Source organism: Streptomyces paromomycinus, from assembly GCF_003865155.1.
Classification (GTDB): domain Bacteria; phylum Actinomycetota; class Actinomycetes; order Streptomycetales; family Streptomycetaceae; genus Streptomyces; species Streptomyces chrestomyceticus.
The window spans coordinates 1,209,366-1,233,116 of record NZ_BHZD01000001.1 but is presented as its reverse complement, the minus strand read 5'-3'; the positions used below and the strand labels follow the sequence as shown (position 1 = coordinate 1,233,116).

Sequence of the window (23,751 nt, the reverse complement as noted above, 5' to 3'; positions counted from 1 at the left end):
CGGGCCTGCCGGGCGGCCGCTCCGCCCGGTGGACGGCGAACGGTGGACAGCGGCGCGGTGCGCGGAAAGGGCGTGACGGCGGTGGGTGAGAGTGCGGCCGTGCGGTCCCGTAATCCGCGCGGGCAGGGCGAGCGCCTGCGGGAGGAGCTCCTGCGCGCCACCGAGCGCCTCCTCGAAGAGGTCGGCAGTGAGGACGCCCTGTCGCTGCGCGCCGTGGCCCGCGAGGCGGGCGTCGCCGCTCCCAGCATCTACCGGCACTTCGCCGACAAGACCGAGCTGGTGTGGGCCGCGCTGGAGGTCAGCTACGAGCGGCTGCGGGCGGCGATGGCGCAGGCATCGGCGGCGGCGGACACCGACGACCCGGTGGACCTGCTCCGCGCCCAGCTGCGCGCGTACTGCCGGTACGCCGTCGAGCACCCCGCCAAGTACCGCCTCCTGTACGAGACCCGCCAGACGCCGGTCGAACCGGAGCGGCTGGCCGGGCACCCGGCGGGCCGCCTGGTGCGGGGTCTGCACGATGCCCTCACCGCCTGCGAGGCCGCCGGGTGGCGGGTGCGCGGGACGCGCGAAGAGGCGCCGTACGTGCTGTGGGCGGCGGTGCACGGCCGGGTCATGCTGTGGCAGGTCATGCCCAGCCGCAAGGACGCCGAGCGGCTGTACCGCTATGTGGACGAGATCCTGCGTCTGCTGATGGAGCGGGCGGACTGAGCTCCTGAACCGGGGGCTTTCGTTCCCGAACCAGCACTCCTGAACCGGGTGTTACTTCCCGAGCCGGGCTCTCCGGGAGCGATCCGGCCATTTCCGGCGCCCCGCCGACGCGGTGTGCCGCTCATCGATCACCACCCCCCACCCCCGCCGTCACACCCCTGCATTACGCATGTAAGTTTACGGGCGTTAGGTGAACGTCCGACACAGGGCGCACGCCCCTGCCCGCGTGCTCCCAAGGAGCGACATGACTCCCTCTCCCGCTTCCCCCGCTTCTCCCGCCCCCGCGCCGGCCGCCGCGCCCGCGCTGCCCGTGCAGCCGCCGCAGGGCTGCCCGTTCGACCCGCCCGCCGAGTTCGCCCGGCTGCGCACCGAGGCGCCGCTGTCGAAGATCTCGCTGCCGGACGGCACCGAAGCCTGGCTGGCCACCCGGTACGCCGACATCCGCGCCATCCTGGGCGACACCCGCTTCAGCTCCGACACCACCCGCCCCGGCTACCCGCTCAGCGGCATGACCGGCGGCGCCACCACCGAACACCGCGGCTTCATCCGCATGGACCCGCCCGAGCACACCCGGCTGCGCCGCATGGTCACCCGGGAGTTCATGGTCAAGCGGGTCGAGGCGATGCGCCCCGAGATCCAGCGCCTGACCGACGAACTGTGCGACGCCATGGAGCAGCGTGCGGGCCAGGACGTGGACCTCGTCGAGGCGCTGGCCCTGCCGGTGCCCTCGCTCGTCATCAGCCTGCTGCTCGGCGTCCCCTACGACGACCACGAGGTGTTCCAGCGGCTCACCGGCACCCTGCTCTCCCGCACGGTCAGCCACGAGGAGCGGGAGAGCGCGCGAACCGAACTGCGCTCCTACCTGCATCAGCTGGTGAGCGCCAAGGAGGCGGCGCCCGGCGACGACATCCTGGGCCGTCTGATCACCGAGCAGCAGGTGCCGGGCGAGATCACCCACGACGACGTGGTGGCCTTCGCCGCGCTGCTGCTCATCGCGGGTCACGAGACCACCGCCAACATGATCGGCCTGAGCGCGCTCACCCTGATGCGCGACCGGGAGGCCGCGGACCGGCTGCGTGCCGAGCCGAACCTGATCCGCGGCGCCGTCGAGGAACTGCTGCGCTTCCACAGCATCATCCGCAACGGCCCGCGCCGCGCCGCCACGGAGGACATCGAGATCGGCGGTCAGTTCATCCGGGCCGGCGAGGGCGTCGTGGTGGCCGTACCGTCCGCCAACCGCGACCCGGAGGTCTTCGCGGACCCCGACGCGCTCGACGTGTGCCGCCCCAACGCCCAGCACCACGTCGCCTTCGGCTACGGCATCCACCAGTGCCTCGGCCAGGCGCTGGCCCGCGTCGAGCTCCAGGTCGTCATCGGCACGCTGCTGCGCCGCTTCCCGGAGATGCGGCCCGCGGTCCCCGTGGACGAGATCCCGTACCGCAGCGACATGGCGATCTACGGCTGCCACAGCCTGCCCGTCACCTGGTGACACCCCTCCTTTCCGTCCCGTCTGCCTTCAGGAGCCACCTGCCATGAACATCACCCTCGACGCCGACAAGTGCTGCGCCGCCGGCCAGTGCGTGCTGATCGCGCCCGACGTCTTCGACCAGCGTGACGAGGACGGCGTGGTCGTCCTCCTCGACGCCGCGCCGCCCGCCGACCAGCACGACATGGTCCGCGAGGCCGCCGCCATCTGCCCGGCCGCCGTGATCCAGGTGCACGAGTGACCCCCCGCCGCATCGCCGTCGTGGGCGCCTCGGCGGCGGGACTCGCCGCCGCCGAGGCCCTGCGCCGCTTCGGCTGGACCGGCACGCTGACCCTCGTCGGCGACGAGCCGCACCCGCCGTACGACCGGCCGCCGCTGTCCAAGCAGCTCCTCCAGGGCGCCTGGCAGCCCGACAAGCTGCACCTGCGCGCCGCCGACCAGCTCGACACCCTCGCCCTCGACCTGCGCCTCGGCACCCGGGCGACCGGCCTGGACACCGCGACCCGCACCCTCACCCTGGACGGCGGCGAACGGCTGACCTGCGACGGTGTGATCGTCGCGACAGGCGTCGCGGCCCGCACCCTGCCGGACGCGGCCGGTCTGGACGGGGTGCTCACCCTGCGCACCCTGGAGGACGCGCTCGCCCTCAAGGAGCGCCTGTCCGGCACGGACCGGCGCCTCGTGGTCGTCGGCAACGGCGTCCTGGGCTGCGAGGCCGCGGCCGTGGCGCGCGAGCTGGGCCACCAGGTCACGCTCGTCGGCCGGGAAGCGCTGCCGATGGCCCGTACGGTCGGACCGCAGATCGGCGAGCTGCTGGCGGCCGAGCACCAGGAGCACGGCGTGCGGCTGCGCACCGCGGCCGTCGACGGCTTCGAGGCGGACGGCGACGGGCCGGCGCGGCACGTGACCGCCGTACGGCTGGCCGACGGCACCCGGCTGCCCGCCGACACCGTCCTCGTCGCCGTCGGCTCGGAGCCCGCCGTCGGCTGGCTGCGCGGCGACCCGGCCCTGGACACCGCCGACGGGCTGCGCTGCGACGCGTACTGCGCCGCCGCGCCCGGCATCTACGCGGCCGGTGACGTGGCCCGCTGGCAACACCCCGTGCACGGACGCCACCTGCGCGTCGAGCACCGGATGAACGCCACCGAGCAGGGCATGGCCGCCGCCCGCAACCTCCTCGCCGAACTGGAGGAGACCCTGCCGGACGACGGGGACGGGGCACTGGCCCCCGCCGCCGGACGGGAACGGCGCCCCTTCACGCCCGTCCCGTACTTCTGGTCCGACCAGTACGGTCTGAAGATCCAGGCGTACGGCGTGCTCAACGGCGCCGACCGGTCCGAGGCCACCGTCCTGGACCCGGACGCCCGGAAGGCCGTCGCCCTCTACGGGCGCGACGGGCAGGCCACCGGCATCCTGGCGATCGGCGTGCCGCCCCGCCAGGTCAGGGGCCTGCGGGCGCTGATCGCCACGCCCGCTCCCTGGGAAGAGGCCCGCGAAGGCGTACGCAACGCCCTCGCGTGACGGCCGCCGCGGGCCCGCCCCCACCCCGACCACGGGGGCGGGCCCGCGCGCTGCCGACCCGGCGGTGACCGATCATGGAAGGCATGACCGACTCGTACGTACGGGTGCGCGGCGCCCGGGAACACAACCTCCGCAGTGTCGACGTGGACATCCCGAGGGACACCGTCACGGTGTTCACCGGCGTGTCCGGCAGCGGCAAGTCCTCGCTCGCCTTCGGCACCGTCTACGCCGAGGCGCAGCGCCGCTACTTCGAGTCGGTGGCCCCCTACGCACGCCGCCTGATCCACCAGGTCGGCGCCCCGAAGGTCGAGGACATCACCGGGCTGCCGCCCGCCGTCGCCCTGGAACAGCGGCGCTCGGCCCCCACCTCCCGCTCCTCCGTCGGCACCGTCACCACCCTCTCGAACTCGCTGCGGATGCTGTTCTCGCGCGCCGGCACGTACCCGGACGACGCTTCGGAGCGGCTCGACTCCGACGCCTTCTCCCCGAACACCGCGGCCGGTGCCTGCCCGGAGTGCCACGGCCTGGGCCGCGTCCACCGGGTCACCGAGGAATCGCTCGTGCCGGACCCGTCGCTGTCCGTCCGGGAAGGCGCCATCGCCGCCTGGCCCGGCGCCTGGCAGGGCAAGAACCTGCGGGACGTACTGGCCGCGCTCGGATACGACATCGACAAGCCGTGGCGCGACCTCCCGGCCGCCGACCGGGACTGGATCCTGTTCACCGACGAGCAGCCCGTCGTCACCGTGCACCCCGTACGGGAAGCGGGCCGCATCCACCGGCCCTACCAAGGCCAGTACATGAGCGCCAAGCGCTACGTACTGCACACCTTCGCCGACTCCAAGAGCGAGACCCTGCGCAAACGCGTCCAGCGCTACCTGGTCTCCGCACCCTGCCCCGCATGCGGCGGGCGGCGGCTGCGGCCGGAAGCACTGGCCGTCACCTTCGCGGGCCGCGACATCGCGGAGCTTTCCGGCCTGCCGCTCAGCGGCCTCGCCGAGCTGCTGCGCCCGACGGCCGTGTCCGGCGGCGACGGGGTGGCGCCGACCTTGGCCCGCGACCTCGTCGCCCGTACAGACGTCCTCACCGAGCTGGGGCTGGGCTACCTCAGCATGGACCGGGCCGCCCCCACCCTGTCCTCCGGCGAACTCCAGCGGCTGCGGCTGGCCACCCAGCTCCGGTCCGGCCTCTTCGGCGTCGTCTACGTACTGGACGAGCCCTCGGCGGGCCTGCACCCGGCGGACACCGAAGCCCTGCTCACCGTCCTCGGCCGCCTGAAGGAAGCGGGCAACACCCTGTTCGTCGTCGAGCACGACATGGACGTCGTGCGGCACGCGGACTGGATCGTGGACGTCGGGCCCGAGGCAGGCGTGCACGGCGGGCGGGTCCTGCACAGCGGGCCCGTCGCGGACCTCGCGCAGGTCACCGAGTCCGCCACCCGCCGCTTCCTCTTCGACGCCGCGCCGCCCGCCGCGCGCCCGCCCCGCGAGCCCACCGGGCAGCTGTCCCTGCACGGCGTCACCCTGCACAACCTGCGCGGGGTGGACGCCGCCTTCCCGCTCGGCGTCTTCACGGCCGTCACCGGCGTCTCCGGGTCGGGCAAGTCCACGCTGGTCACCCGGGTCCTCGCGGACGCCGTGGCGGACCACCTCGGTGCCGGTCCGGAGGAGGACGAGGAGAGCGCCGCGCGGGCACAGCTCGCCGAGGCCGAGGGCCTGGAGGCGGTGGACCGCCTCGTCCGCGTCGACCAGAAGCCCATCGGCCGCACCCCGCGCTCCAATCTCGCCACCTACACGGGCCTTTTCGACGCCGTACGCAAGGTCTTCGCCGCCACCGACGAAGCGCGCGCCCGCGGCTACACGGCGGGCCGCTTCTCCTTCAACGTCGCGAGCGGCCGCTGCGAGACCTGCCAGGGCGAGGGCTTCATCGCCGTCGAGCTGCTCTTCCTGCCCGGTACGTACGCGCCCTGCACGACCTGCCACGGCGCCCGCTACAACGCCGAGACGCTGGAGATCACCTACCGCGGCCGTACCGTCGCGGACGTGCTCGGCATGACGGTGGACACCGCGGCGGACTTCCTCGCCGACGTACCGGCCGCCGCCCGCAGCCTGCGCACCCTCCAGGACGTCGGCCTCGGCTACCTGCGCCTGGGTCAGCCCGCGACCGAGCTGTCCGGCGGCGAGGCCCAGCGCATCAAACTCGCCACGGAACTCCAGCGCGCCCACCGGGGCCACACCCTCTACCTCCTGGACGAACCCACCACCGGCCTGCACCCGGCCGACACCGAGGTGCTGCTGCGGCAGTTGCACGGGCTGGTGGACGCGGGCAACACCGTGGTGGTCGTCGAGCACGACATGGGGGTGGTCGCGGGCGCGGACCACGTCGTCGACCTGGGGCCGGGCGGCGGCGCGGCCGGCGGACGCATCGTGGCCACCGGGACCCCGGCCGAGGTGGCGGCGTCGCCGGACAGCCGTACGGCGGTCTACCTGGCGCGCCGGACCGGCGGCTGAGCCGGGGAGGCCGGGCCGGCGGCTGCCCCGGGCGCCGGGGCCGGGAGAACGGGCCGGGGCGGGGGCGGGGGTGTGGTGACAGTCGGTTAATGTACCCAGGTCAATTCAGTGGCACAGCGACTTCAAGGGGGCACTCCCATGGCAGACATCGAGGCGGCCAAGGCGGCGTTCGACCGGTTCGACGCGGACGGCGACGGCCTGATCACCGCGGACGAGTACAAGCGGGCGATGGCGGAGATGGGGGACCCCTACGTCACCGGGCCGGTCGCCGAGGCCGTCATCGCGGCCAAGGACGCGAACGCGGACGGCAAGCTGTCCTTCGAGGAGTTCTGGAAGTCGCTTCAGGGCTGAGGGCCTGTTCCGGGGCGGCGGACTGTGGCTTCGTCCCGGCCCGCTCCGGGTAGGCCCCCGGTGGGGGGATGCGGGCGCGCGCCCCGTATGGCGGGCGGCCTGGCCGCGGTTCGAGACCGGCTCGGCTCGGCCCCGGTTCGGCCCCGGTTCGGTCTGGACGCGTGAGCTTCGGCCCCGGTTCGGTCTGGACGCGTGAGCTTCGGCTCCGGTTCGGTTCGGCCGCGCGGCGTGGGCTTCGGCGGGGCTACGCCCGGGTAGGCCCCCGGTGGGGGGATGTGCGCGTGCGTCCCGTGTGGCGGACGGGTCGGCTGGCCCCGGCTCGGTTCGCGTGCGGCTCGGACGGGCCGCGTGAGCTTCGGCCCTGGTCCGGTTCGGCCGCGTGAGCTTTGGCCCTGGTCCGGTTCGGCCGCGCGAGCTTCGGCCCCGGCTCGGTTCGGCCGCGCGGCGTGGGCTTCGGCGGGGCTACGCCCGGGTAGGCCCCCGGTGGGGGTACGTGTGCGATCGCCCCGTGTGGCGGACAGGTCGGCTGGCCCCGGCTCGGTTCGCCGCCCACCCGCCCCGCCCCGCCGCCCGGCCGCGCCCCGCCGTCCGGCCGCACCCTCCACCGCACCACCCCCACCGCACCACCCCCACCGCACTGCCCCGCACTGCCCCGCACCCCCGCCCCCACAGGCCGCCCCCGCGGCCGGCCGACCGGTCGGCCGTGTTTTTGTTTCCCGAACGCCTATTGCGCTCATAGATTCCCCCGATCAATCCCTTTTCCAGGTGACCGGCACCACTTACCGGTGCAGCCCCACGTCAAACGGTGACGCGGGCCACAAGGTTTTCCGTAGGTGGCTCGAAAACCGGGTTCCGAGGCCATTTCAAGGGGTTTCCGGTGGACGGCGTGCCCGGCCCCGAACGTGACGCGCAGCACGGGACTTCAGTCCCGTACGGCCTTACTTAGTAAACCGCCGTGGGCGCGTTACGGCCCGCGCTCATGGACTGAGACGCGCCGAAAGGCCCTTTCTACGTAAAGGGGCCGTAGCCGGGGCCCGATGAGCGGCTATTGCTTTCCAATTTGGCCGTCGCTAATCATTGCTGAGGCGCCGGGTTGATGCGTCGCGTAAATGCCCTCGGGGCGGACGCGGACAAGAACTCGGTTCTCGTGCCGCCAGTGGCTTCCTGCTCGTACCTCCCGCCAATGGCTGCCGCCCGCTCATTTCAGTGATTGGAAGAGGAATCCCCCGCATGACCGCTCACACCCTGCTCCGCTCCGTCCGCGTGACCAAGACCCACAAGCTCTCCGTCGCCGTGCTGGCCGCCGCCGGTGCCACCGCGGCCCTGACGGTCCCCGCCGCGACCGGTGACGCGCACGCCGCCGCCTCCGCCGCGGTCAAGCCGGTCTCCGCGAACGGCCAGCCCACGGGTGCGAACACCAAGGCCGCCGACGCGCCCAAGGCCGGCGACGCGAAGGACGCGGCGGACACCAAGACCCTCGCCGACTCGGTGAAGGTCACCGCCGTGGCCGGCCAGGGCCACACCGCCAAGGAGGCCGCCAGCCGTGCCGCCGACCGCAAGCCGGTCGAGTCCAAGCCGCACTACGCGAACAACCTGGACGGCTGGATCAAGGAATCGCTGGACATCATGAAGAAGAAGGGCATCCCCGGCAGCTACGAGGGCCTGCACCGCAACATCATGCGCGAGTCCAGCGGTAACCCGAACGTCGTCAACGACTGGGACATCAACGCCAAGAACGGCATCCCGTCCAAGGGTCTGCTCCAGGTCATCCAGCCCACCTTCGACCGCTACCACGTCGAGGGCACGGCCAACGACCTGACCGACCCGGTCGCCAACATCACGGCCGCCGCCAACTACGCCGCCGATCGCTACGGCTCGATGGACAACGTCAACTCGGCGTACTGAGCCCGGTGAGCAGGCAGCCGCAGCCGCAGCCGCAGCGGCACACGGACCGCACCGCCCGGGGCCACCCTCCCGGGCCGGGCCGGCCACCGCCGCACACGGAAACGTGAGCGCCCCAGGACCACGGTCCAGGGGCGCTCCGTCGTGTTCCGGAAAGGCCGTAGTGTCCGGGGCCCGGCGGGTCGGCTCCGGCCGTCACAGCCGCCCGTCGCGGCCCTCCGGGCCGGTGTTCTCCCGCTCCGCCTTACCCAGCTCGGAGTGCCGGCGGGAGTACGCGAAGTAGATGACCAGGCCGATCAAAAACCACACCGCGAAGCGCACCCAGGTCTGCCACTCCAGGAACGTGATCAGCCAGAGCGAGAAGACCACCCCGATCGCGGGCACCACCGGCATTCCGGGGGTACGGAACGTGCGCGGCAGGTCGGGCCGCTTGTACCGCAGCACGATCACCGCGACGCACACCACCACGAACGCCAGCAGAATGCCGATGTTGGTCAGCTCGGCGGCCTCCCCGATGGGCAGGAAACCCGCGATGGCGGCCGAGGCGATGCCCACGGTCCACGTCACCCGGGTCGGCACGTGCCGCCGCGGATGGGTCTTGGCGAACCATTTCGGCAGCAGTCCGTCCCGGCTCATGCTGAACCAGACACGGGTGACTCCCAGCATGAACGTGAACATCACCGTGAGAATGCCGATGATCGCGCCCACCGCGATCACATCGGCCAGACTGCTCAGCCCCACCGATTTGAACGCCGAGGAGAAGCCGCTCTCCGGGTCGATGTCCGTGTAGTTCTGCATACCGGTGAGCACCAGGCAGGCCAGCACGTACAGCACCATCGAGATCATCAGCGAATACAGGATCGCCTTCGGCATGTGCCGCTGGGCGTCCTTGGACTCCTCCGCCGCGGTGCTCATGGCGTCGTAACCGAACACGGCGAAGAAAACCGTGGCAGCACCCGTGAAGGCACCGCTGACGCCGAAGGGGAAGAACGGTGTGTAATTGCCGGTCCGGATGTGGAAGAAACCGACACCGATGACCAGCAGGACGACCAGGACCTTCAGGCCCACGACGATGGTCTCGAAGCGGGCCGCGTTCTTGATGCCGAGGTTCAGCAGATACGCGATGAACAGGCACAGCGCCGCAGCGAACAGGTCCACCCGGTGCCCCTCGCCGGTCCCCGGCGCCCCCAGCATCCAGGTGGGCAGCTCCACCCCCATCTCGCCGAGCAGGAAGCTGAAGTAGCCGGAGATGCCGATCGCGACCACCGCCACGATCGCCGTGTACTCCAGCAGCAGGTCCCAGCCGATGAACCAGCCCGCCAGCTCGCCCAGCACCGCGTAACCGTACGTGTACGCCGAGCCCGCCTTCGGGATGAGGCCCGCGAACTCGGCGTACGAGAACGCGGCCGCCGCGCTGGCCACGCCCGCGACGAGGAACGACAGCAGCACCGCCGGTCCGGCCTTGCCGTTCGCGACGGTCCCGGCGAGCGTGAAGATGCCCGCGCCGATGAGGCCGCCGACCCCGATGGCGGTCAGCTGCCACAGGCCCAGCACCCGGTTGAGCTGTTCGCCCGAGCCGCCTTCCGTCTCCTGGACGACTTCGATCGGTTTACGCCGCCACACTCCTTGTCCCCCGCGCATCCCCGTGCCCCTCCCTCTCGATGACGGCCGATGGCCGGTCATCATGGCCCTTCGGGGGCGGCAGGGGAAGGCGACTGCCCGGCGGGGCGGAGTGGAACCGGTGAATCCGGGCACCCGGGGCGTGCGGCGGTCCGTACGAGGCCGCGTACGGACGGCCGGCACGGACACCGGCAGGACGAAGGAGCGGACATGTCGAATCACACGTACCGGGTGACGGAGATCGTGGGGACGTCCCCGGAGGGCGTGGACGCCGCGATCCGCAACGGCGTCAAGCGGGCGGCGCGGACGCTGCGGGGCCTCGACTGGTTCGAGGTGACCCAGGTGCGCGGGCACATCGTCGACGGGGACATCGAGCATTACCAGGTCGGGCTGAAGGTCGGGTTCCGGCTGGAGGACGCCGACGAGGGGTGACGGGGCCAGGCACCAGGTAGCGGCTGAGGGGCGCGCCGGGAGTCCGGCGCGCCCCTCTGCCCTCACGAGTACCGGGTCACCAGCCCGCGGCGCCGGAAGGAGGCCACCATGCGGCCCAGGAAGAACAGGGCCAGAAGGAGCAGCGTGACGGTGCCCAGCGTGGCCACCGCCAGTTCGCGCCACGGTGTCGGCCCGCCGCCGGCCAGGGCCCGCCCGGCCGCGAAGACATGCGTCGTGGGCAGCGCCTGGGCGACCGGCTGGAGCGCCCCCGGCAGCGTCGAGACGGGATAGAAGACGCCGGACAGCGGCATCACCACCGACAGCCCGCCCCAGACGAGGGCCTCCGCGCCGCTGCCGTAGCGCAGCACCAGTCCCACCACCGCCAGGGCCACCGCCCAGCCGCACAGCAGGAGCAGCGCGGCGACCGGGATCAGCCCCAGGCCCAGGGACGTCACGTCGAAGGCGTACGCGCTGAAGGCCAGCGTGGCCACCGCGAGCGTGCTCAGCGCCGTCCGCACCAGGGCGAAGAGGCCCACCCCGGCCAGGTACTCCCAGCCGCGCAGCGGCGTGGTGAGCAGTCCGATCACATTGCGTGACCAGGTCTCCTCCAGGAAGCCGGTGGCCAGCGAGATCTGCGTCTGGTGGACCAGATGCCACAGGACGGTGCCGCTGAGCAGAAAGACCGCGAACGCGGTCCCGGTGCCCAGCTCCGTGCCGGAACCCGGCTCCGTCCCGCCGCCCGCCGCCCCCGTCGCCTTCGCGGCGAACAGGCCGATGGAGCCGTACAGCAGCGTGTCGACGACCGGCCACACGAGGACGTCGAAGATCCGGTGCGGGCTGCGGCGCAGCACCAGCCAGTGACGACGGGCGACGGCGCGCACCCGGTGCGCGCTGGCGGCGGCGGGCCCGCGCAGCTCCGGGACCTCTACGGCGCTCATACGGCACCGGCCCCTTCCCGGTCGGCGGCGCCGGTACGGGCGTCGGCCCCAGTACCAGCACCCGTCCCAGTACCGGCATCCGCCCCAGTACCAGCACCCGTCCCAGTACCGGCATCCGCCCCAGTACCGGCATCCGCTCCCGCCCCGGCACCGCCCCGCGCCCGCTCGCGGTCCCGGGCCTCCGCGAGGTGCAGGAAGACCCCTTCCAGGTCACGCTGCTCGAACTGCCGCGCCACCTCCTGCGGCGTACCGTCCGCGGTCACCCGCCCGGCCGCCAGGAAGACCACCCGCTCGCACAGCCGCTCCACCTCGACCATGTCGTGGCTCGTCACCAGGAGCGCGGTGCCGTGCCGCGCGCACAGGTCCAGCAGCCCGGTGCGCACCCGCAGGGCGATGTCCGGGTCCAGCGCCGCGGTGGGCTCGTCCAGGACCAGCAGCCGGGGCGTGTGCAGGGACGCCTTGGCGATGCTGACCAGGGTCCGCTGACCGCTGGACAGCTCGGTGCCGATCGCGTCGGCGAGGTGGCCGATGCCGAAGTGGTCGAGGGCGCCCTCCACCGCCGCGCGCGGGGCGCGCAGCCCGTACAGGTCCGCGTACAGCCGCAGGTACTCGCGCACCCGCAGCCGGTCGGGGAGCGGCAGGTAGCCGGCCGCGAAGCCGACGCCGCGCATGGCGGCCGGGCGCCCGGCGGGCAGCCGGTGGCCGAGGACGTGCACACGGCCGGCGTCCGGCGCGACCGCGCCCAGGCACATCAGCAGGGTGGTGGTCTTGCCCGCGCCGTTGGGACCGAGCAGCCCGACCCGCTCGCCCTCGCGCACGGTCAGCCGTACGCCGTCCACGACGCGGCCGCGGCGGTACTCCTTCACCAGGTCGTGGGCTTCCAGGACGGGCGGCGGCGCGGCGCCGTGCGCGGTCATGCGTCCGCCCCGGCCGGCTGCGGGCGGCGTACCGGCGACCAGACGCGCTCGGCGCGCAGCGGGCCGCTCCGGGCCAGCAGCCTGCCGTGGTCGGCGGCGAGCGGGGCGAGCTGCGAGCTGTAGCAGTGCACCGCCTCCCGCTTGCGGGCCCACTCCTCGTCGGTCAGCACGAGGTCGTGCGCGAGGTCCATGCGGTAGCGGGTCGCCAGGTCCTGGTAGGAGAGCCCGAAGGTCTGGTCGCCGCCGAGGGCGAGGTCGGTGTCCGGGGTGCCCCACTCGGGCAGGTGGCCGGTGTACGGGAGGTCGGCGTACAGGTGGGGCAGTGGTGCGCCCAGTTCGTCGAGGACGTGCAGGGCCCGGTCGCGTACCCGCCGGTGGTCGGCCTGGTTGGTGCCGATGGGCAGGAGGACGAGTGGGAGCGGCGTCGGCAAGGAGCGCAAGTAGGCGTCTATGTCCGTCAGTTCGTCCCCTTCGTCGTACGGCCCGTCGGGGTGGCTCAGTACGGTCCGGTCCACGCCGAGCAGGGCGGTGGCCCGCGCGTCCTCGGCGAGCCGGGCGCGGTGTGCCTCGGCGGCGCTGGAGAAGCCGCAGGTGCTGTCCCACCAGGAGACGGCGTGGTGGCCGACGGGGGCGCCGCCGAACACGGTCACCACGGTCACCGGGGCCGGGAGCCGGGGGATCAGACCGGCGAGTGAGAGGACGGCGTCGTCGAAGTGCGGGGAGAGGATGACGGTGCGCGGCGGGGGAGGCGTCATGCGGTTCCTTAGTGCTGCGAGTGCTGGGACTGCTGGGGCGGTTGCGAGTCGTGGGGAGGGGCGAGTACGGGGGTGAGGGCGGCGTCCCAGGCGTCGTCGTCGCCCTCCCAGCGGCCGGGGGCGGCGGCGACGGTTCCCCAGGTGATGCCGGGGCCCGTCGCGTCGGCGTCGGGCGGCGCGGTGCGGCGCAGCCAGTGCAGGTCGAAGCGGTGGCCCGGATGCTGGGCCGCGATCACCGCGCGCAGCCGGCGCAGGTCGGCGGCGGTCAGCTCGTCCCAGGCGTCGTGGTGGACGTAGAGCACCCGGGCGGCGGAGCCGGCGAGGGTCCGCCAGCGCCCGGCCAGTGCGGCGAACTTGGCCCGCACGCGCGGGAGTTGGGCGTCGATGTCCGCCTGGGTCAGGGGCGTACCGGCGCCGGCGGCGGGGTGGAACTCGTGGTAGAAGCGGATGTCGGAGCCGCGGTCCAGGGCGCACCGGCCCTCGTCGAACGGCTCGACCAGGCCGGGGCGCAGCACGGTACGGAAGTCCTCCGCCACGGCCTCGACGACCGACTCGAAGTCGAGGTCCAGCCAGTCGAAGAAGTGGGCGCGGGTGACCCCGGTGACGCGCCGGATCTGGTACGTCGACTCGCAGTGGTAGCCGAGGCCGACGCAGTGGTCGTAGCCACGTCCTCGGGGAGACCCGGCGGCCACCCCTTGCCCGTACCCGGCCGCCGACCCCCCTCCAGCGGGACGGGCCGGGAGCAGGTCCACCGCCCGTGCACGGGCCTGCCGGGCGCTCACGGCCGCAGCGGGCCGTGCCAGGCCCGGCCGGTCAGGTACTCCGCCGCCGCGGTGGCGTTGGCCAGACCGGCGCCGCGGGTGAACAGGGTCGCGGGGGCGTCCGAGGGCAGCGGACGGGCCGGTGCCAGGCCCATCTCCACGGTGACCACGTCCGGGCGCCGGGCCCGCAGTTCCCGCAGGACCGCGCGCTGCCAGGGGTCGCGCTCCGCATCCCGTACGACGACCGCGAGCAGGTCACCGTCGTCCGGGGGCGGGACGACCGCGGCCGGGTCGGTGCCCGGTTCCACCTCGGTGGCGGAGGCCAGTGCGCCGAGGCGCCGGAGCGGGGCCTCCAGGCCCCACGGGGCGTCACCCACCGCCAGGTTGGCCGCGGTGGCCAGTCGTACGGTGTGCAGGCGGCGGCTGTCGGCGGCCCGGGGCACGCCGTGCGCGAGCAGGGCCCGGCGGGCGGCGGTCAGGCCGACGGGCTCGCGGTGCCGGTCGGGCGCGGGCCCGCCGGGGCCCGGTGCGCCGTTGCGCCGGGCCGGGTCGGCCCAGGCGCGCAGCGACGCGACCCGGCAGGCCGCCTCCGCCACCCGCTCCAAGGTCAGCGTGCCCCGGTCCAGCGCCTCCTGCACGGCGTCGTGGACTTCGGGCAGCAGCTTCTCCCCGTCGGTCGCGCCGAGCACCACCAGGTCCGCTCCGGCGGCCAGCGCGGCGACCGCCGCCCCGCCGTACCCCCAGCGCCGTACGATCGGCGCCATTTCCAGCGCGTCGGTCATCACCACGCCCCGGTAGCCGAGCTGTTCGCGCAGCAGGCCGGTGACGATCCGCCGGCTCAGCGTCGCGGGCAGGCCGTCCAGCCGGGAGAGCCGGATGTGACCGGTCATCACGGCCCGGGCGCCGGCCGCGATCCCGGCGCGGAACGGCGGCAGGTCCACCGCGTCGAGGGACGCCGCGTCGCGGTCGATGTCCGGCAGTTCGGCGTGCGAGTCGGTCCGGGTGTCGCCGTGCCCGGGGAAGTGCTTGAGGGTGGCGGCGACCCCGGCGTCCTGGACGCCCCGGACGTACGCCGCGGTGTGCCGCGCCACCAGGTCCGGCCGGTCGCCGAAGGAGCGGACGCCGATGATGGGGTTGTCCGGGCGGGAGTTGACGTCCGCGCACGGGGCCAGGCACAGGTTGATGCCCTCGGCCCGCAGGTCGCGGGCGATGGCCGCGCCCACCTCCCGGGTGAGCCCGGTGTCGTCGACGGCGCCGAGGGCGTGACTGCCCGGGTAGACGCTGCCGCGCAGGTAGTCGAGCCGGGTGACGTCACCGCCCTCCTCGTCCAGCGCGATCAGCAGGTCGGGGCGTACGGCGCGGAGCGGGCCGGTGACCTCCTCGCGCAGCGAGCCGGAACCGGCGGGGAAGTTCGTCCCGAACAGGCCGACGCCCGCCAGACCCTGGTCCGCCGCGCGCAGGATCCAGTCGGCGGGCGAGCGGCCCGCGTAGGCGGGGAGCAGGCAGGCGTTGACCAGGGAGACGTCGGCACGCATGGAGACCTTCCGGTACGGGGCGGCGGGGGCGGCGGCAGCCCGGCGGGAACGGCCGGGCCGCGGCCGGTGGCGGCGCGGCGGAAAGGGGCGGTGGGCGGGCACGCCCATCGGTGGCGGGACGGCGGGCGGGGAGGTCCGCCGGTGCCGGTGGGAGGGCCGGCGGGCGGAGTGCTCACCGCTCACCGGTGACGGAACGGCGGGCGGGAGGCCCACCGGAAAGGGCGCGGTGGAGTCAGCCGCCGGTCCGGCGCAGTACGAGCCCGACACTGCCGCGCTTGCTCAGATACGCGCGGCCGCCGCAGACCGGCTCCACCCGGGGCGCGACGAGCCGGGTCTCCTCCACCACGTGCCACACCGCGGAGGCGGCGAGCCACGGCCGCAGCCGCGCCTCCAGCGCCTCGGGTTCCAGCGCGAGGAAGAGCAGGCCGGTGGGCAGGTCGTCGAGGAGTGCGAGGTCCTGGCCGTAGTAGAGCATCTCGACCAGCAGGTACGCGGCGCCTTCCGGCCCGTCCTTGGCCAGTTCGGCGAGGTCTTCGGTGCCGATCTGTACGGCGCCGGTGTCCCGCTGTGCTGCGTCGAGGCGGTCCCGGAAGTGCGGGTTGGGTTCGGTGGCGTACACGGAGAAGCCGTCCGCCGCGAGCCGGGCCGTCAACGCGCCCTCGCAGGCGCCGACTTCCACCAGCGGTTTCCCGCCGGGCGGACAGTGCCGCCGTACCCAGGCGGCGGTCGCGTCCAGGCGCCGGGCCTCGTACGGGGAGGTGGCGAACTCCCACGGATCGGTGACGGCGGCGGCCTCGTCGCCCAGACTGGCGAGCAGGGCGAAGAGCCGTTCGCGTTCGGTGGGGTCGGCGCCGAAGAACCGCTCGGCGGCCGGGATGCGGGGCGTCTGCACCATGAACTCGGGCGACGGGGTGTCGAGCAGTCCGGGCGCGGCATCGTTGACGAAGTCCAGCTTGGCCGCGATCTGCGCGCGGTCGAGCGGGCGGTCGAGGTCGCTGACGAACTGGAGGAACGGGGAGTACCCGACGGCGTGCCGGACGGTCAGCACCGGCACGGCGGCGTCCCTGGCGGCGTCCGTCAGACGGGCGCAGGCCAGGGCGGTGTCCCGGCCCACGCGGCCCCGGCTGCGCCGGTTGTCGGCGGGGGAGTGGGTCCATACGCGGGCGGAGTGGCCGTCGGCGGCCCGGCGTATCAGGCCGGCGAGGGCGTCCGGGCCGGGCGAGACGGCGTCCTCCTCGGCGGACCGTACGTACGGGGCGAGCAGGGCGAGCCGTTCGGCCGGTGGCGTACCGGCCGGCAGGGGGAGGACGTCTCCCCGGTCGGCGAGGACCACGGCGGCCGGGCCGGCGCCGGGGTCGGGGTCGGTGAGGACGGAGAGGAAGTCGAGGACGGCGTCCTCGACCCGGAGTACGACCACGATTTCGATCATGGACCGGTCCCAGGTGCGGAGCTGGCGGGGGCGGCGAAGCGGGGTGCCGGCGACAGCGCGGTCCGCGTCAGGTCCTGTCGTCGCGGTCGCGGCAGGCGACAGGTGACGACAGAGCCCGGGCGCGCCGGACCGGACCGGCGGGGCGGTGCTGTGAGCAGGGCGGTGCGGGGTCGGTACGGCCGGTGCGCCGTACGTGGAAGGACCCTAACCGCCCCCACCTTCGTGGTCCAGACCAATCTGGTTGACCCCTGCATTCCGGCCAACGCGGTGGCCGGAAATCGCCGGTGGACGTGCCTCGCGCCCGTACCCCCGCCTCGTACCCGTCCCCCGTCCTCGGCCGGCTACGGCACGACCGTCACCGGCCACCGCCCCGCCTTGACCAGCCGGACCGCCACCGACCCCATGATCCGGTGCCCCGCGGACTCCGACGCCCCCACCACCACGGCGTCCGCCGTCAGCTCGTCGGCCATCTGCACCATGCCCGAGTACGGGTCGCCCCGCAGCGTGTGGAACTCCCAGCGCAGGTCGTAGGTCCCCTGCGCGCGCTCCGTCGCCGCCCGGATCTCCGCCATCAGCTCGTCGGCTACCTCGTTCGTCGCGTCCACGACCGGCGCCCCCATGGCCGCGCCGGCCGGAAGTACCGGCTGGACGTACACCAGGGCCAGCATGGACCCCTGCCTCCGGGCCAGCCCCGCCGCGTAGGCGGCGGCGCGCCACGACGAGTCCGACCCGTCGACGCCGACGACGATGACCTTCGGGCCGTCCGTACCGCGCTCGAAGGGCGCGGGCGTGTTCTCCTCCACACGAGGAGGTTATCGGGCGCCTTGTACGCGTTTTACGCAGGGCCGTGCGTGCCGTGCGCGCCCCGTGCACAGGGCTGCGCGGGACCCGTGACAGGCCCCGCGCCCCAGCCCCACCGGAACCGCGGCCCGGCCGCGCCCCTCACGAACCCGCGCCGCCGCGCCCCGGGAGCACCGGCCGCCACGGCGCGAAGGCGGTCGCGCCGCGCGGCAGCATCGCGGCCAGCTCCGGGCAGTGCCGCAGGATGACGGAGTTCATCCCGCCGCGGGCGATCCAGTCCATGCCGAGCGGCGTGTACAGCTCCGGCCGGAAATCGACGGTCAGGAACCGGTCCGACTGGATACGGCGGGTGGCCATCAGGATGAAGATCCGGAAGGCGGTGTCGCTGAAGCCGAAGCCCTCCGGCGGGTTCTCGGCGAACAGCCCCACCATGGTGTCGACCTCGTCGACGTTCCGGTAGACCTCTTTGAGCTGCGCGACCGTCTCCGGGTCGGAGCTGATGTCCTCGAAGCGGCGCACCCGCGACTTGTGCAGCCCGGCGCGGAAGTCGTTGTAGCGCGGCACGCCACGCCGCCGGGTCCGTACGAGGTCGACCACCGACAGGTCGATGATCTCCCCGTCCCGCTCGAAGCGGGTCAGCGCCTCCGGGTAGTTGTGCAGGGTGATGGCGCCCGGGTGGGCGATGCCGAGCGAGTACAGCGTGTCGGTCAGCCCGGTCTTGCGGGCCACCGCCTCGGCCGCCGTGCCCTGGACGTCGTCGAACGTGACGGTCTCCACGCGCTGCCCGAAGCGGTGCTCGCGCAGCTCGTAGTCGTCCGGGATCAGCGGGTGCATCCGGTAGACCGTGACGAAGTCCTCGGTCAGGGAGTACGGCACCTTGTGGTGGTCCGGCAGGGTCTCCGGGATGCCGCGCAGCGCGTGCGACTCGACCAGCCACAGCCCCAGCTTGCTCAGCCACTCGTCCGGCGGACCCTGCCAGTTCGTCTTCAGGCCGACATCGATGGCCTCGGTGGCCAGGATCGCCGGCGTCCACTCCACGGTATGGATCTTCGCGATGAGAGCGGAGACGATCAGCCGGGCGGTGTGGTGAATCCGGTCCTGGCTCATCGTGGGGTACTCGGCGTGCAGCGCGTCGCACAGCGCGTTGTGCTCCCGTGCGAAGAGCGTGTGCATCACACTCAGACCCAGCCACCAGTTCTCGTTGAAGCCGGTCAGCGGGATGCCGCCCGCGCCGACCGGCAGATGCCCGTCCTCCAGTCGCAGCTTGGCGCCGTCCGGCTCGCGCAGCGACCGCGCGGTGGCCTCGTCGCCGCCGTACACCTCCGAGCCGTCCCACCACGGCGAGGTGGTGTTGGTGAACAGCAGCGGCGGCTCGCCGGGCCGCTCGACCCCGATGTTCTCGGCGAACCGCATCACGTCCTCGGGCTGCCCGCCGGGCGTGTTCGTCCAGGCGCTGCCCGGCGGCATCGGGATCTCCACCGACCGTTCGCCCGGCTTGTACCGCCGGTGGTTGACCCAGTCGTGCACCTGGAACTGGATCCACGCCGCGGCCAGGATGTTCAGCGAGGGCGCCGGCCGGAACGCCGTACGGTGCAGCAACTGGCGCGCCGTCGTGACCGGGTTCGGGACGAGGTCCAGGTCCGGCCGGTACACCGGCTTGAGATTGCGTCCGAAGGCCGAACCGATCGCGCCCATCCGCGGCTCCGACAGGTCGGTGGACGAACCGTCGTACGTACGGGCAGTCCGCGCGCCCTCGTCCACCGTCTCCGGCACCGGCACGGCCTGCGGCGGCGCCTCCGGGACCTCGGTGTCGATGAGGTTGAAGCGGCGCAGCGCCTGCCGCAGCGCCACCAGGTTGAGCAGACTCAGGTTCAGCGGCAGCCGGTGCCACGGAACGTACCGGTTGACGGCCCGGAAGGCGGCCCGCACCGGCACCCCGAGGACGGTGTTGCGCAGCGGCTCCTCCGTACGGAACCGGGTGCCGAGCCGGTGCCCGGCGCTCGCCCGGTACGCGGCCTTGCGCGCCCGGTTCAGATTGCCCAGCGGACGGAACTCGTCCGTGGTGTGCCACGGGTTGAACGCCAGCGCCTCCACCCGGCGGGCCGCGGAGCGCGCCTCGGCGGTGGTCACGTCCTGCCGCGGGATGGTCAGCCGCCCGACCGGCACGACCGGCGCGTCCGTCTCCCGCCACTGCGCCGCCCCGTCCTCGACGGGCGTGCGCTCCTCGCTCACGTACCGCTGCACGCACAGCTCGAACTCGACGTCCCCCAGCGCCAGCCGCCCCGCCAGCTCGTGGCGCAGGTGGTCGGGGTCGTGCCGGTCCGGCCGCGGCGCGGGGGCGCCGCCCGGCGCGGGCCGCAGCTGGTAGCGGACCGGCCCCGCGTCGCCCCACATGACCGCGCCCCGGCTCCAGTACGTCTCGCGCGCCAGCGAACCGACCACGTGCCGGGTGGCGGCCTGCACGTTGCGGCGCATCCGCGCCGCCGTGCCCCAGCCCACCGCCAGCGGCAGCTTCACCAGCAGCCCGAACGCCTTCTGCAGGGTGCTCTCGGCGCCCGCCATCGCCCGGGCGAACGCCACGAACTCCCGCGCGTCACGCGCGTGCGACACCGGGAAGTTGGTCGCCAGCAGATCGTGCGTCTCCTCCGCCGACACCTCCACCCGAACGGCGATACCGCGCAGATCGGGCGAGATGTCCGCCTGCGCCGTACCGCTCGCGTTCGACAGCCGCACCACGGCCGGATACTGCGCCCCCGCCCGCACGAAACCGGACGCCAGCGCGGCGGGCAGCCCCTCGTCGAACCGCAGCCGGGCGTTCTCCACCCCCAGCACCGCCTTGGCGTGGAAGGCCCGCTCGACACCCTGCGCCCCACCGCTCTTCCGGTTCGCGAGCTGCACCCGCATCAGCTGCCGCGCCAGCTCCTCGAAGACCACCCGCTCGGCCTCCGGGCTGCCGCCCTCGTACCTCTCGTACTGCGTGTGACTCACGGTGTCGGCCATGGCAGGACACCCTCCGTACGGAAGAAGGGCGCCCGACGCTACTCGCCTCCTCCGCGGCCCGACAGGGTTCGTTTCGGGCTGATTCGTGGATCTTTGCGGAGGGGCGGGGCGAGGGCTGCCGGGAGGCGTTCGGCGGCCGGGCCGGTGAGCAGGCCGCCCGGGCGGTCCGGGCCGTGGTCCGGCCAGTCAAGGGCTCATTTCGGGCCGGCTGGGCACTTCGCGGTTCCCGGGCTGCCGGTCGGGGGAGTGTTTTCGGCAGTTCTGTGTGGGCCGTGTTTCTGGGGAGGGAGGGCTGCTGGAGCGGGCGCGTCGGTCAAGTCGCCGACGACGGCGCCTGTTTGCATCCCGCGAACCGTGAGGGGCGGCCCATGGGCCCATCGGTGACCGCGGGCTGTTTCCAGCGCTTGCGGCGTTCCCTGCGAGCCCGGTGCCGCACCGGCCCGGCACCCGCCGGTGCCGGGTCCGCACGCACGCCATCCGTCCGAATGGTGTGAAATGCCGAGACAGGGAGTCTCCTCATGTCGTTGCTGCACTACGACGTCGTCACCGATGCGTCATCGCTGCAGGCGTCCCAGCCCGGGATGCCGTCCGTGGGGGCGGTGTACGTGATCGCCTCCAATGCCGGCACGGACCTGGTGCACGTGAGGTCCGTCGAAGTGGAGGTGCCTGTCGGCGACGGCGCCGGCCATCTGACTCCCCACCCCGAGAAGGTCAGAAGCGGCTTCGAATTCCGCCCCGCCGCCACCATTCCGGTGAATTTCGCGTGGGACGGGGCGAACCGTGTCTTCCGCCTGGCGTTCTCCTCGCCGAAGATGTCGCTCAACCTGGATCCCGGTGACTGTGTGGTCCTGAAGCTGGAAGACATGACCGTTTCCGCTGCCGGCGGACCGGCGTTACTGAAGGTGATCGAGCGTGCTCACGGCCCCGGGAAAGGGGCCACTTTCGAGTCCCGCAGAGTGACGCTCGGCCTGGTCAAGGACACCCCGAAGGCTCCGCGCAACTTCCGCCCGGACAAGGACAGGGTGGACGTGGACGACGCGAACGAGAAACTCACCCTGTTGTGGGACGGACCCGACAACATCGACTACTGGGTCATGGCTCCGGACGCGCAGCCGGTGAGAATTCCCGCGGCAGCCGCGGGAACTCCGGTGGCCCAGAAGCCTTACCGCTTCGAGGTGCAGCCCGTCCCGAAGCGCGGCACCACCTACACGCTCATGGCCGGAACCGGCCCCGGGCAGCCGAACGGACAGGGCTGCATCTTCACCACCACGGTCCATGCGCGCATTCCGGCATTCGAGAAAGGAGTGCGCACTCCCACGGTCGAAGGGACCCCGGCCAAGGGGCTTATCACCTTCACCGGGCAAGGCGTCGACATCGGCAACGAGAGCGGCGGGCCGGGAACCGTCACGGCCGGCCAGGTCAGCGCGACCGGCGTCAACACCGAGTGGGTGCAGGGCCGCAGCACCGGTGACGGATGGATCTCGTTCCCGCCGTCCGGCGTGCACGTCTACAAGGACGGCAAGCGGGAGTGGGGAACCGTCGAGGCCGACCGGGTGGACCTGAACGGCGTGATCACCAAGTGGGTGCAGGGCCGGGGCGACAGCGCCGGGTGGATCGAGTTCCCGTCCGCCGGGCTGAACGTGTTCCAGGGCGCCGGGAACCGGCAGTGGGGAACCGTCGCGGCCGACAAGGCGGACCTCGACAACGTGGTCACCGGCCAGGCCCTGGTGAAGGGCCGGCTGGACGCCGAGGGCGACCTGCACGTCGGCGGGAACACCGTCGCCGGTGGCGACCTCACCGTCAACGGTGATCTGCGGCCGATGCGGAACCTGGACGTCGGGGGATCGGTCACCGCGAGCGACCTGACGGCCAGGGGCAAGCTGACGACCGACGACGCGAAGTTCAACCTGGTCGTCCACGGCGCGTCGCAGTTCACGGGGGAGGTGAACGCCGACGGGCACCTGTCGGTCCGTGACGCGAACGGCTGGATCCTGCACTCCAGGGACGGTCTGGTGCGGATCCAAGGGGACCTGCGCGTCCACGGGGAGTCGGTGTTCAAGGGGAAGGTCAACGCCAACGCGCTCCTGTCGGTCCGGGACGAGAACGACTGGATCGTGCATGCCAACGACGGCCAGGTGTCGATCCAGGGTGACCTGCGCGTCCACGGCGCACTCCGCTCGGACAACTGACGGCCGAAGGCGGAGCGGGGCAGCGGAAGTCATGCCCGAGGCGCAAGGCCGGGACCGTCACGGGGCCCACGGATGCACGTCCGTGGGCCCCTGGCCGCCGGCTGTCGGACGCCACGGCTGACACGACGGCTGTTCCGGTCGCGGGCCGGTCGCGGGCCGGCCCCTGACGGGCGCTCACTCGAAGGGCTCCGCCGGAGCCGGCGGCCACACCCCCTGCGCCAGCACGCCCAGCACGTACGCCTTGGCGACCAGGGCGGTACGGCCCTGCACGCGCCAGCGGCGGGAGAGGCGGGTGAGGTGGTAGTTGACGCCGTCGACGGTGAGGCCGAGGTGGCCACCGATGCTGGCCGTGGTCGCGCCGGCGGCGGCCAGGGCGAGAATGCGGGTTTCGACGGGGCTGGCCGTCTCGCGCCCAGGGGGCGGGGCGGGCGGTGTGTCCTCGTGGACCCGGAGCAGGGCCAGCAGGACGGGCAGGTCCTCCGACGGGGCGCCGACCGGGTCCACCGTCAACTCGCCCGCCCGGTCGCCGCCGTTCGCGCCGGCCCGCCAGAGCACCTCGACCGGGTACCGGGACCTGCGGCCCAGGCGCAGCGCGTCGATCAGCCGGTCCACCTGCGCCTGGGAGCGGGGCCGGAAGAGGTCCAGCAGGTTGCGGCCGCGCAGTTGCCCGGGGGCCGCGCCCCACTCGGCGGCCATCGCGGGGTTGGCGATCAGCACCTCGCCGTGCGCCGTGCACACGGCGGTCGGTACCGGGATGCGGTCCAGCAGGATCAGGAAGTAGTTGCGCCACGGGCCCGCCGCGCCGTCCGCCGTCGCCTCGTCCATTGCCCCTTCTCCGGTCCGGCCGCAAGAGCGGACAGCGAAAAACCACTGCACAATCATGCAGTTACCCGGCGTCG

General features: G+C 73.2%; 19 protein-coding genes. 9 read left to right on the top strand and 10 right to left on the bottom strand.

Annotated elements, in window-relative coordinates:
• The first annotated feature begins 81 nt into the window (after positions 1–81).
• The 7 genes from OEIGOIKO_RS04645 to OEIGOIKO_RS04615 all read left to right on the top strand — a co-directional run bounded on the left by OEIGOIKO_RS04645 (position 82) and on the right by OEIGOIKO_RS04615 (position 8,478).
• Positions 82–708, top strand: a complete 627-nt coding sequence (locus OEIGOIKO_RS04645; protein ID WP_174857285.1) for a TetR/AcrR family transcriptional regulator — start codon at positions 82–84, stop codon at positions 706–708.
• 244 nt (positions 709–952) lie between these two features.
• On the top strand, positions 953–2,197 hold the full coding sequence (locus OEIGOIKO_RS04640; protein ID WP_125052102.1) for a cytochrome P450: 1,245 nt from the start codon (positions 953–955) through the stop codon (positions 2,195–2,197).
• Positions 2,198–2,240: 43 nt separating this feature from the next.
• The gene (locus tag OEIGOIKO_RS04635; protein WP_030022493.1) at positions 2,241–2,435 is read left to right on the top strand and encodes a ferredoxin; all 195 of its coding nucleotides are present in this window, start codon (positions 2,241–2,243) and stop codon (positions 2,433–2,435) included.
• The gene (locus tag OEIGOIKO_RS04630) at positions 2,432–3,715 is read left to right on the top strand and encodes an NAD(P)/FAD-dependent oxidoreductase (protein WP_125052100.1); all 1,284 of its coding nucleotides are present in this window, start codon (positions 2,432–2,434) and stop codon (positions 3,713–3,715) included. Before OEIGOIKO_RS04635 ends, OEIGOIKO_RS04630 begins: the two co-directional genes overlap by 4 nt.
• An 83-nt stretch (positions 3,716–3,798) precedes the next feature.
• Positions 3,799–6,222, top strand: coding sequence for an excinuclease ABC subunit UvrA (gene uvrA, locus OEIGOIKO_RS04625; protein WP_125052098.1), 2,424 nt, complete (start codon positions 3,799–3,801; stop codon positions 6,220–6,222).
• Positions 6,223–6,360: 138 nt separating this feature from the next.
• Positions 6,361–6,573, top strand: coding sequence for an EF-hand domain-containing protein (locus OEIGOIKO_RS04620; protein ID WP_125052096.1), 213 nt, complete (start codon positions 6,361–6,363; stop codon positions 6,571–6,573).
• Positions 6,574–7,803: 1,230 nt separating this feature from the next.
• Positions 7,804–8,478, top strand: a complete 675-nt coding sequence (locus tag OEIGOIKO_RS04615) for a transglycosylase SLT domain-containing protein (RefSeq protein WP_125052094.1) — start codon at positions 7,804–7,806, stop codon at positions 8,476–8,478.
• Positions 8,479–8,670: 192 nt separating this feature from the next.
• On the opposite strand, the gene OEIGOIKO_RS04610 is transcribed toward OEIGOIKO_RS04615, so the two are convergent.
• Positions 8,671–10,116: an amino acid permease gene (locus tag OEIGOIKO_RS04610; RefSeq protein WP_125052092.1), complete on the bottom strand. Its 1,446-nt coding sequence runs from the start codon at positions 10,114–10,116 to the stop codon at positions 8,671–8,673.
• 189 nt (positions 10,117–10,305) lie between these two features.
• Here OEIGOIKO_RS04610 and OEIGOIKO_RS04605 point away from each other — a divergent pair, with 189 nt between their 5' ends.
• Positions 10,306–10,527, top strand: a complete 222-nt coding sequence (locus OEIGOIKO_RS04605) for a dodecin (protein ID WP_125043833.1) — start codon at positions 10,306–10,308, stop codon at positions 10,525–10,527.
• Between the two features lie 62 nt (positions 10,528–10,589).
• Here the strand turns inward: OEIGOIKO_RS04605 and OEIGOIKO_RS04600 are convergent, their stop codons facing one another.
• From OEIGOIKO_RS04600 to OEIGOIKO_RS04565, 8 genes are all read right to left on the bottom strand, one after another.
• Positions 10,590–11,465: an ABC transporter permease gene (locus OEIGOIKO_RS04600; protein WP_125052090.1), complete on the bottom strand. Its 876-nt coding sequence runs from the start codon at positions 11,463–11,465 to the stop codon at positions 10,590–10,592.
• Positions 11,462–12,382: an ABC transporter ATP-binding protein gene (locus OEIGOIKO_RS04595; RefSeq protein ID WP_125052088.1), complete on the bottom strand. Its 921-nt coding sequence runs from the start codon at positions 12,380–12,382 to the stop codon at positions 11,462–11,464. Before OEIGOIKO_RS04595 ends, OEIGOIKO_RS04600 begins: the two co-directional genes overlap by 4 nt.
• Positions 12,379–13,137 carry a PIG-L deacetylase family protein gene (locus OEIGOIKO_RS04590; RefSeq protein WP_125052086.1) on the bottom strand — a complete coding sequence of 253 codons (759 nt, stop codon included), beginning with the start codon at positions 13,135–13,137 and terminating at the stop codon, positions 12,379–12,381. Before OEIGOIKO_RS04590 ends, OEIGOIKO_RS04595 begins: the two co-directional genes overlap by 4 nt.
• Positions 13,138–13,145: 8 nt before the next feature.
• Positions 13,146–13,829 carry a DUF1796 family putative cysteine peptidase gene (locus tag OEIGOIKO_RS04585; protein WP_125052084.1) on the bottom strand — a complete coding sequence of 228 codons (684 nt, stop codon included), beginning with the start codon at positions 13,827–13,829 and terminating at the stop codon, positions 13,146–13,148.
• A gap of 86 nt (positions 13,830–13,915) precedes the next feature.
• Positions 13,916–15,433, bottom strand: a complete 1,518-nt coding sequence (locus tag OEIGOIKO_RS04580) for a glycoside hydrolase family 3 protein (RefSeq protein ID WP_125052082.1) — start codon at positions 15,431–15,433, stop codon at positions 13,916–13,918.
• Positions 15,434–15,665: 232 nt separating this feature from the next.
• On the bottom strand, positions 15,666–16,862 hold the full coding sequence (locus OEIGOIKO_RS04575) for a methyltransferase domain-containing protein (protein ID WP_125052080.1): 1,197 nt from the start codon (positions 16,860–16,862) through the stop codon (positions 15,666–15,668).
• A gap of 341 nt (positions 16,863–17,203) precedes the next feature.
• Positions 17,204–17,665 (bottom strand): universal stress protein, encoded by a 462-nt coding sequence (locus tag OEIGOIKO_RS04570; protein ID WP_125052078.1) that lies wholly within the window; start codon positions 17,663–17,665, stop codon positions 17,204–17,206.
• 139 nt (positions 17,666–17,804) lie between these two features.
• Positions 17,805–20,663, bottom strand: a complete 2,859-nt coding sequence (locus OEIGOIKO_RS04565) for a peroxidase family protein (RefSeq protein WP_125052076.1) — start codon at positions 20,661–20,663, stop codon at positions 17,805–17,807.
• A 518-nt stretch (positions 20,664–21,181) separates the two neighbouring features.
• On the opposite strand from OEIGOIKO_RS04565, the gene OEIGOIKO_RS04560 reads away from it, so the two are divergent.
• Positions 21,182–22,852 carry a bactofilin family protein gene (locus tag OEIGOIKO_RS04560; RefSeq protein ID WP_125052074.1) on the top strand — a complete coding sequence of 557 codons (1,671 nt, stop codon included), beginning with the start codon at positions 21,182–21,184 and terminating at the stop codon, positions 22,850–22,852.
• 174 nt (positions 22,853–23,026) lie between these two features.
• Here the strand turns inward: OEIGOIKO_RS04560 and OEIGOIKO_RS04555 are convergent, their stop codons facing one another.
• On the bottom strand, positions 23,027–23,677 hold the full coding sequence (locus OEIGOIKO_RS04555) for a PAS domain-containing protein (protein WP_125052072.1): 651 nt from the start codon (positions 23,675–23,677) through the stop codon (positions 23,027–23,029).
• Positions 23,678–23,751 lie beyond the last annotated feature (74 nt).

Coding starts and splice junctions, on each gene's coding strand:
- OEIGOIKO_RS04580 (WP_125052082.1), bottom strand. CDS start 15,433: ATGCGTGCCGACGTCTCCCTGGTCAACGCCTGCCTGCTCCCCGCCTAC.
- OEIGOIKO_RS04590 (WP_125052086.1), bottom strand. CDS start 13,137: ATGACGCCTCCCCCGCCGCGCACCGTCATCCTCTCCCCGCACTTCGAC.
- OEIGOIKO_RS04565 (WP_125052076.1), bottom strand. CDS start 20,663: ATGGCCGACACCGTGAGTCACACGCAGTACGAGAGGTACGAGGGCGGC.
- OEIGOIKO_RS04620 (WP_125052096.1), top strand. CDS start 6,361: ATGGCAGACATCGAGGCGGCCAAGGCGGCGTTCGACCGGTTCGACGCG.
- OEIGOIKO_RS04605 (WP_125043833.1), top strand. CDS start 10,306: ATGTCGAATCACACGTACCGGGTGACGGAGATCGTGGGGACGTCCCCG.
- OEIGOIKO_RS04615 (WP_125052094.1), top strand. CDS start 7,804: ATGACCGCTCACACCCTGCTCCGCTCCGTCCGCGTGACCAAGACCCAC.
- OEIGOIKO_RS04555 (WP_125052072.1), bottom strand. CDS start 23,677: ATGGACGAGGCGACGGCGGACGGCGCGGCGGGCCCGTGGCGCAACTAC.
- OEIGOIKO_RS04575 (WP_125052080.1), bottom strand. CDS start 16,862: ATGATCGAAATCGTGGTCGTACTCCGGGTCGAGGACGCCGTCCTCGAC.
- uvrA (WP_125052098.1), top strand. CDS start 3,799: ATGACCGACTCGTACGTACGGGTGCGCGGCGCCCGGGAACACAACCTC.
- OEIGOIKO_RS04595 (WP_125052088.1), bottom strand. CDS start 12,382: ATGACCGCGCACGGCGCCGCGCCGCCGCCCGTCCTGGAAGCCCACGAC.
- OEIGOIKO_RS04635 (WP_030022493.1), top strand. CDS start 2,241: ATGAACATCACCCTCGACGCCGACAAGTGCTGCGCCGCCGGCCAGTGC.
- OEIGOIKO_RS04600 (WP_125052090.1), bottom strand. CDS start 11,465: ATGAGCGCCGTAGAGGTCCCGGAGCTGCGCGGGCCCGCCGCCGCCAGC.
- OEIGOIKO_RS04560 (WP_125052074.1), top strand. CDS start 21,182: ATGTCGTTGCTGCACTACGACGTCGTCACCGATGCGTCATCGCTGCAG.
- OEIGOIKO_RS04610 (WP_125052092.1), bottom strand. CDS start 10,116: ATGCGCGGGGGACAAGGAGTGTGGCGGCGTAAACCGATCGAAGTCGTC.
- OEIGOIKO_RS04640 (WP_125052102.1), top strand. CDS start 953: ATGACTCCCTCTCCCGCTTCCCCCGCTTCTCCCGCCCCCGCGCCGGCC.